General features: G+C 57.6%; 7 protein-coding genes. 1 reads left to right on the top strand and 6 read right to left on the bottom strand.

Going from position 1 to position 8,172, the window contains the following annotated elements; genetic code table 11:
* Positions 1-834: 834 nt before the first annotated feature.
* Positions 835-1,317, bottom strand: a complete 483-nt coding sequence (locus tag AAIL66_RS18815) for a GNAT family N-acetyltransferase (protein WP_041744042.1) — start codon at positions 1,315-1,317, stop codon at positions 835-837.
* 464 nt (positions 1,318-1,781) lie between these two features.
* Here AAIL66_RS18815 and AAIL66_RS18810 point away from each other — a divergent pair, with 464 nt between their 5' ends.
* Positions 1,782-3,647 carry a sensor domain-containing diguanylate cyclase gene (locus tag AAIL66_RS18810; protein WP_034408397.1) on the top strand — a complete coding sequence of 622 codons (1,866 nt, stop codon included), beginning with the start codon at positions 1,782-1,784 and terminating at the stop codon, positions 3,645-3,647.
* Positions 3,648-4,373: 726 nt separating this feature from the next.
* On the opposite strand, the gene AAIL66_RS18805 is transcribed toward AAIL66_RS18810, so the two are convergent.
* The 5 genes from AAIL66_RS18805 to AAIL66_RS18785 all read right to left on the bottom strand — a co-directional run bounded on the left by AAIL66_RS18805 (position 4,374) and on the right by AAIL66_RS18785 (position 8,157).
* Complete coding sequence (locus tag AAIL66_RS18805; RefSeq protein WP_343497436.1) at positions 4,374-4,541, bottom strand: hypothetical protein; 168 nt, start codon at positions 4,539-4,541, stop codon at positions 4,374-4,376.
* Positions 4,542-5,001: 460 nt separating this feature from the next.
* Positions 5,002-6,063: an NAD(P)-binding protein gene (locus tag AAIL66_RS18800; RefSeq protein WP_343497439.1), complete on the bottom strand. Its 1,062-nt coding sequence runs from the start codon at positions 6,061-6,063 to the stop codon at positions 5,002-5,004.
* 133 nt (positions 6,064-6,196) lie between these two features.
* Positions 6,197-6,640, bottom strand: a complete 444-nt coding sequence (locus AAIL66_RS18795; RefSeq protein ID WP_041744500.1) for a lipocalin family protein — start codon at positions 6,638-6,640, stop codon at positions 6,197-6,199.
* Between the two features lie 228 nt (positions 6,641-6,868).
* The gene (locus AAIL66_RS18790; RefSeq protein ID WP_343497435.1) at positions 6,869-7,657 is read right to left on the bottom strand and encodes an SDR family NAD(P)-dependent oxidoreductase; all 789 of its coding nucleotides are present in this window, start codon (positions 7,655-7,657) and stop codon (positions 6,869-6,871) included.
* Positions 7,658-7,662: 5 nt separating this feature from the next.
* Positions 7,663-8,157 (bottom strand): DUF3833 domain-containing protein, encoded by a 495-nt coding sequence (locus AAIL66_RS18785; protein WP_343497438.1) that lies wholly within the window; start codon positions 8,155-8,157, stop codon positions 7,663-7,665.
* Positions 8,158-8,172 lie beyond the last annotated feature (15 nt).

The raw sequence follows: 8,172 nt of genomic DNA, 5'->3' as shown, positions 1-8,172 counted from the left end.
CAGCTCTTCCGGCGGCATCTTGATCAGCTTGGGGTAGGCGTTGTTGTGGGCCTTCCAGCGCCGAAGGAACGTGTGGCATACGCACTTATGGACTGTGTGGATCGGTGATTCATCGGTCATAGCACTATTGTCTTAGAGGAGGCGTGGCATCGACCGGTTGAATCCTCTGCCACTAGCCGTCATTCGATCATTGACCTCTCGCGCTAACGCTGAATGCAGTCTTCAAATTCTTTAGGCTTGCACAAAAGGATTCGTTGGCTTAGCCGCTATCATTCCTGAAGCGAAGTCTTTTTTGAGTGACAACGTCATATTGTTTCTTGTCTAAAGCTATTGAGGGCTCAACTCTATGGTTACTTGGGGCGCATTGATTGTTGGACTGCTGGCATTTATGGCGTGGGCTTTTGCCTTGTTTCGCGGGTTACTGGCCGCCATAGTGACTCAACGCATCAACGCATCAACGCACTCATCGCCATTGCAGTCTATTGGCTGTCTCTTGCTGTATTAGTGCGCTCAGTTTGGTTGGTGGTGATCCAGTTTGCTAGCCATCTGTATGCAATCAACCCATTGTTTTGGGGTGCGGCTCAACATAGCGCCTTGGCATGGGTGTCAGTCGTTGGTAGTTGCCTTTCCGTCGCTATCGGACTTATCTTCGCTTTTGAGTTTTCATGGCGAGTTTGGGCTCATGCACAAAGTCCCAACACCTTTACCTAGTCAGCCTGTTAGCGACTGCCTGCCCCACCTCATGAACAGTCCTTTGCCGTTTGCTGTTACTGGCCAAAGCTCGTCGGTTATATGGTTGCCAGACAGGTGCCCGACTTCAGAAGCTCTGCTCTATTATGGAACGAGTTTATTGGGTGCATGAAGGCGAAAACGCTGAAAGCGAGCACCTTCAATGTTTACTTCTCCGTCAGGCTGGAAGCCTAGCCTGAAAATTCCTTTGATTCTTGTCCTTGAGGATGGAAGCAAAATTGTGATTGATTCTAGCCTTAGAGAGGTGAATGCCCGTTTAACGATCTCGTGATAAATTACTTTTCCACTCCCCCAAAAATCAGGGTGAAGCACTAAAGCCAGGTCAGCATCACCTTTCTCGTACTGCAAGCCACCCCAACCAGCAAATTTCTGATTAATTAGAAATGCCCACGGACCGTAGCCATATTGTTGCCACTGTGCGTCTTTTTGCTGGACCCATTCTTTTGCCTTCGAAAGATCGAAATTTGCACTTCCAAGCGGCATTTGCCGTAGCACATCGGGATTGTTGTTGAGCGAAATGATGTCTATCAGGTCGATTTCTGTAAGGCGCTTGAATTCCAAGGTCATGCTGAAGCTAAATATGTTTGTCTATCGACTCGCAATAGCATATCAAAGCGGTGCTGGCTGGCTGCTGCGTCTTCAACTGACAGGCAGCTCTTGGTGGTTTGCAGGGCAGCGCTCATTGGGAAAGCCATATCGGCCTGGAGTACACAACAGAGGGCACGTCCTCATCAAGCATCATCACTATACGGCTTGCGCACTACACCTGACATTGTGTTTTTGTGTGTGCGTGGCCAGTATTCGTTCAGCGTGTCAGTCACCTCTATGACTGTGAGAGTTCCCTCAACCGGGGTGGCTTCTGGATGTTCCTTTTTAATCATCTCCTCGGAGCAGAGGTGCCTGGTGGTGCGCCACTTACCGAGCTTGTCTTGAAAGCGCCAGTTGTAATGATGTTCGATGTGAATGTGAACCCCATTTTATGCTGTTTATTTATACAGCATTAGAGAAATCCGACTTGCTAGTCTGTACGTATGTGCAACCGCAACTACACCCCGTCAGAGATCAAGATTGAGCGCCACTTTCTCATCGGCCGGGAGTTTCAGGGCTGGAGGAGGAATAAGCGCAACAGTAGCGTAGCGGCTGCGCCGACAATATTGGGCGCTATGCGCCTGAGCCGTCTTTTCCTTTGCACAACTGTGCTGTTACTCAGTCTGGTCTCGTTGATGCTGGTGCGCACGATGTGGACCGACTGGCAGGACGTGCGCCGTGCTGAATTCGGACTGGAGGCGATGGAGCTGGCCTATGCTGCCATGAAGGTCGCAGAACATGCCTCGGCCGAGCGAGGTCCTGCTATCCCGGTACTCAACGACCCGCCCTCGGACGCTTTGCGCAAGCGCTTGACGCAGTTCCAGTTGGAGACCGATGCGGCCTTCGATGTGGCGCTGACGCGGCTGCGCCGACGTGAGGAAGCCGAGCTGCTGACTGCCCTGCTGGTGTTGGAGCGGGCGCGCACGCAGATGCAGGCAGCCCGGCAAGAACTTGAACGGGTGGCGGTCCTTCCCCAGGCTGAGCGCGCGGCCGTCGATAAACGCCGCACCCGTCAGGTCATCGACCAGATGTTCGAAGTCGTCGACACGGTGCTAGAGGCGATTACCCTGCTGTCGGCCAGTGCCGAGCGAAGCCATCCCAGCCTGTCGCTGCCGCTGGTCGGCGCGCGCTACGCCGCTGAGCTGCGCGAGCATGCTGGCCGCTTGGGCTCGCAATTCACCGCACCGCTGGCAAGCGGTTCGCCGCTCGGCCCGCAAGAGCGCGACGGCATTCCTCGAATGCTCGGCCGCATCGAGCAGCTCAAGGCTCTGCTGGATGTAAAGGCGCGCACCAGTCTCTCCGATCCGCGCATTGACGCCGCGCTGCAGGCCCAGCAGGAACGCTATTTCGGTCAGAGTTTGCCCTTTATCGCCGAGATTACCGCTCGAGGCCTTGCAGGCCTGCCCTATGGCATGGACTCGGCACAGTTTGTCTCCCGCCATGTCCCGGGGATGCGCAGCATCGTCGATCTGCGCGACACTCTGCACGAGGTAGGCCGCGAACAGACGCTGGAGAAGGTGGCGGCAGCCTGGCGGCGGCTGCGCGTCAACGCGCTGATTGGCTGCTGCATCCTGGTGCTGGAGGTTGGCGTTTTCATCACGCTGCGCCGCCGTGTGCTGTCGCCGCTGCTGCTCATCACCCAGCATATGATGGAACTGATGCGTGGCCGGCTGAACCGACAGCTACCCGCAGTCCAGCGCAGCGACGAGATCGGCGAGCTGCAGTCCGCGGTGCATGCGTTGCAGGCCAGTCTGCAACGAACCCAGGAGCTGGAGGCCGAGCGCGAAACCCTTATTACCGAGCTTCGCCAGCTCAGCCACAGCGACCACCTGACCGGGCTGATGAACCGCCGCGCCTTCGACGATCAGGCGCCGGCCCAGCTGGCCCAGGCCGAACGTCATCGTTGGCCGCTAGCGCTGATGCTGTTCGATTTGGACCATTTCAAGCGCATCAACGATCAGCATGGTCACGAGACCGGCGACCAGTTGCTACAGCATGCGGCGCAACTCGCGCAGGCCCAACTGCGCAGAGGCGATCTGCTGGCCCGCTATGGCGGCGAGGAGTTCATCGCGCTGCTGCCCGATTGCGATGACAAAGCGGCACTGGCCCTGGCCGAGCGCTTGCGCCAAGCCCTGCAGCAGCCGCTGCACCGGCCCGACGGCAGCATGCTGAACCTGAGTGCCAGCTTTGGTCTTGCGGTGCAGCCGGCTGGTCTCCAGTCCTCGCTGCCCGAACTCTTCAGCCGTGCCGACACCGCCCTCTACGCAGCTAAGGCCAAAGGCCGCAACCAGGTGCAGTTGGCTCTCTGAGCAGATCAAGTTATGGTCACAAAGCCGTAAAAAGCCATCTCTGATGACCGTTTGGATCGGCGATTCGTCTTTCATGGAGCACAGACTTTTGGTGCCGAGTGCTCATTTCATCTCGCGCTTCAATAATTGAACTCACTGCTGCATGAGTTACTTGCAGCACTAGAGGATGGCTTTGACCTCTAAGTGACCTGATGGCATGTATTTCCTCTCTCACGCTTTGGACTTTTCCAAGTAGACGCAGGTCTCTTATGAATGCGAAATTGTTTTCGCCAAGGTGGCTGACGGGAAAGACGCCCAGACCCCTCTAGGCAAATACCGCCAGTAGCGCGCTGTCGTGAAATTCACCAACGATGCGTGGGCGTAGTCCTTGAGTGTCGAACCAGCTATACAGCTTCAGGCGCTAGGCGGAGTGATTAGTCGGCAGCAGCACTGATAAGTCGTTCAGCTTGCTAGGAAAGCCTTAATGCTAACCCTTGCCGATCATGTGCGAGTGCCTGGACCATTCAACATACGCGTCTGCCAGCCGTTAGTTGGTAAGTCGTAGGATAGGGTTGTGCAGTGCAGGCTGACTCGCCTGCACTAGGCACCGACGGTGCAGGGCCAGCTCGCCCTGAAACTGCTCAAACTCACCCTCATGGCACACCAAACGCAGGTTCGTTGATACAACTATCGACTACCGTAACGTGTGTGCAAATAGTTTAGAAACACTATTTGGAAGGTCTACCGCTAGGGGGCAACCTTGCCACTCGCTGCTTCACGCACTTCATTGGGGATGACCTGGCCCAACTGGAAGTTCTCTTCGGCGCGAGAGAATGTGGCTATGTGCATCTGTAGGCCGGCGGCGCGCAGGGCACCGACTTCGGCCTGTTCCTCGGGGGGCGGCGATGTCCTCACAGACGATGCGGTTGGCCCCACTGCCTGCGCTAGGCCGGGCAGGGTAGGGGCCTCACGCTGATTCAAAATGCTTAGCCGAGAGCGTAGTTGCTGGAAGCGTTGCAGCAGGTGTTGGTCAACCAAGCGCTGCGGTGCGGGCTGATGCGGACAGAGGCCCATTGGGTGGTGGCTTGTACATCGGCTAGGAATACCGCGGGCAGCAGGTGCTGCGCCCCTAGCTAGCAGGCTGCGTGCAGCACGGGCTGGTCGTGCAGGTGCAGGTCGTTGCGCAGCCATACCAGGCCGTGCTCATAGCTTCGCTCCGGGTGAAGGCTGCGGTTTGCGTTGGCAGCGGCAACATTCGGAGCAGTACTTAACCTATTCCCACATCTGGGCCCACTTTTTGCGTCAGGCAAACGGGTACCCCCAGCACGGGCAGGGCTTAGTTGTCAGTGTGGTGCATAGTGCGCTTCCAGTAAGTTTATCCGGCATGGGCGAGCAGTGCCATATGGACATGGCGGGCCAAGCTGATGCCGCTGAGCCAGGCGCCTTCCACGGTGCCGTTGTGCAGCCAGTCACCGTACATCCCCAAACTGGCAGCCGCGTCCCACCAGGAGCCCATGTTCAGCGGGTTGGCCGTGTCGGCATAGCGCCAGCGGTGGGCCGTCGCCTGCACGCTGGCCGGATCGGGGCCGCCCAGTTTCGCAAAGGCCTTTAACAGGACAGTTGTTACCGAGGCTGCGTCGTCTTCCACATGTGCCTCGCTCCATCTGCCGCTGGCGTGCAACAGCCAGGTTTCGGGGCCGATGCGCCCGGGCTTGCTGCTGTCGCGCGCAATCCAGTGCAGGGGGCTGTGCTCGACCAAGCAGCCGTCCACCGGCAGTGGCACCGGCTGGGCGCAGCGCACCATAACCGACCAGCAGGCGCGCATCCGGGTATTGTTTGACAGAGTGGTGGCTTCAGAAGACACGCCAGCCAGCAACTGCGCGGCCTGCGGTGCGGGCACAGCCAGCAGTAAGGTTTGGTAGCGCAGGGACTCGATGCCGTGCTCGAGGCTGCGCAGCAGCCAGCCATCGCCCGTATCGGCCTGCAATGGCTCGATGGTGGATTGCCATTGAAAGCGTACCGGGTTGGGACTATCCGTCATGCAGCGCACCGAATGTGCAGCAGGCGAGGTCATGCGCGGAGTGCCGACAAAGCGCGGCCCGGCGCTGGTTTGAAGCATGAAGCTTTGCCCATCGTAGCTGCCGATGCGGGCGGACCATGAAGCTACAGCCCCGGCTTGTTCCCACGTTGCTACCTGGACGCGGAAATCCGCATCGTGCGCCGTGAAGTACTGGGCGCCATGATCGCACTGCCAGTTCGCATCGCTATCGCTGCGGCGACGCGTGCTCATGCGCCCCGAAGGACCACGGCTTTTGTCAAACACATGCACCTGGTGCCCGGCATGGGCCAAGAACTGTGCACCGCTGAGCCCTGCCGTACCGGCGCCAATGATGGCAATGCGGTGGGCGGTGCTGCCCGCTGTAGGGTGAGAAGTCATCATTTCAATGGAGTGTCTGGCTGAGGTTGACTATCTGTGACTGGCACGAATGAGTCGGCTCACTGCGATGCAAAAGGCCGCGGTGCGAACTTCAAAGTCGTTTGAAAATGCTTGTACTTGGCGGCAATGGGCGCTATTGGGGCACCCGGATTACACGACTGAGATCTACGCCGAGACTTTGAGCCTTTAGCAGCAGCAAATGAAGTTGCTCCTCTGGGATGGACTTCTGGCGCGACAGCAGCCAAAAGTAATCCAGGCTACCGCCTATGACCAGAGAGGTCTGGTATTCGTCGTCTAGGCTGACAACGTTATAGCCGCCGTAAAACGGGCCAAAAAACGAGACTTTCAGTGCCGCTACATTGGAGGGTCCTAAAAATTGGGCTTTCCCCTCGGCTTCGCGCCATTCCTGCTTGCGTGCGTCAAATCCTCGATTCAGCACGGAAATGCTGCCATCCGCGTTGAGCTGATAACGTGCTGCCACTTGGATCAGATTTTTCTCAAAGTGGTGATCAATGCGGGCCAGCTCATACCAAGTTCCAAGATAACGATTGATATCGAAATGGCTCACCGGATCCACCCCACGAGGTACAGATACGGCGCAGCCCGATAAAGCCAGCTGGGTCCCGACAAAGACGGCCGCTAGCGCTGTAGCGCGCATGAAAGAGCTTCTTGAAATATGCATAAAGCGCCTCGATAGTGTGAAGTAAACAGAGACCACGGCAGGCTCTGCTGTACGAGATTCAGGCTGAATGGCAACAGTGCATCGGCGTATGCGCACTTGAAGTGCAGACGGCTGCGGGTGAGATCACATTCCGGTGACACGACGTACCGCCGAGAAATACCAGCTGTCGGGCAGGCAGCGCATGAGCTTTACCCAGCGGGTGAAGCGACGGGGAAAGTTCATTTCAAAATGCCCAAGCTTCCAGCCGCGCAAGATATGCTGAGCCGCTTCTTCAGAGCTGATGAGGGCTGGCATCTTGAAGCTGTTTTGTGCCGTTAACGGGGTATCGACAAAACCGGGGTTGATGATGGAGACGCCCAAGCCCCGAGGGTGCAGATCCAGATAGAGGTTCTCTGCCAAGTTGTTGAGTGCGGCTTTGGTGGGGCCATAGGCCAGCGACATGGGTAGTCCCCGGTAACCGGCTACACTGCCGACCAGAGCCAGGTGACCACGTCCCGCGTCCAACAGCATCGGTATGACAGCGTCCAGCAGTTGCAGGGCACCGACATAGTTGACCGCCAGATGCTGCTTCATCTCAAGCAGGTCGAAGGCTGTCGCGCGTTGCGGTCTGTACCTGCCTGCGCAATACAGTACCAGATCCGGCGCCCCTGCATAAGCTTTCACCGTCGCAGTGGCCTCAGCCATGGTCTCGGGCTGGGTGACATCCAGCGGCAGGACCAGAAAGCCGCTGCGGCCAAGGGTCAAGGAATGCAGGGCAGCTGCATCTCTGGCCGATACGATGACCCGAGCGCCTTGCGCATGTAGGGCCTCTGAGGTGGCTCGCCCTATGCCTGAAGAAGCGCCGACTATCCAGGCACATTTCCCTTGCCAGTGGGACAGCGGCGGATTGAGCCTTGCGTGCAGCAGCGACATCGCACTTACTCCTTGATGAAGGACAGAGTCACATCGCCCAGGTGAACACCGAATTTGCTCATGACAGCACGGTTGAGCATGGTCCGCGAATCCATCAGATACATCCAGTCATCCATACTCACGTTCCAGACCTTGCCGTTCACTGGCAGGGCCAGCACATAGTTCCAACGGAAGGCGTTGCCAGCCGTCTGGCCCTGAGCCTGCCCCACCACGTCGTCTGCGTTTCCGCTATAGCGGCCATCACCCAGATACTTCAGGTGCCAGATGCGTTGCTGCGTGCTGCCGTCGCTGTAGACAAAGTGCTCGTCGAGCACACCTTCGTCGCCGTTCCATTTGCCTGTCATGCGCACGGTGAAGCGCTTGACCACTTTTCCGGATCTATCCGTGAACAAGCCGTGAGCGGTCAATGGTCCGTTGAAGTATTGACGCAGATCCAGTTCTGGGCGCTCCTGGGCATATTCCTGCACAGACGGACCCGCGCAGCCGGCCAGCACTCCCATAAACGTCAGTCCTAT

This window comes from Comamonas sp. F1-6, from assembly GCF_039581415.1.
GTDB classification, from domain to species: domain Bacteria; phylum Pseudomonadota; class Gammaproteobacteria; order Burkholderiales; family Burkholderiaceae_C; genus Comamonas; species Comamonas thiooxydans.
Note: the sequence above shows the minus strand (reverse complement) of the source record. Positions and strands in the feature narration are given on the sequence as shown.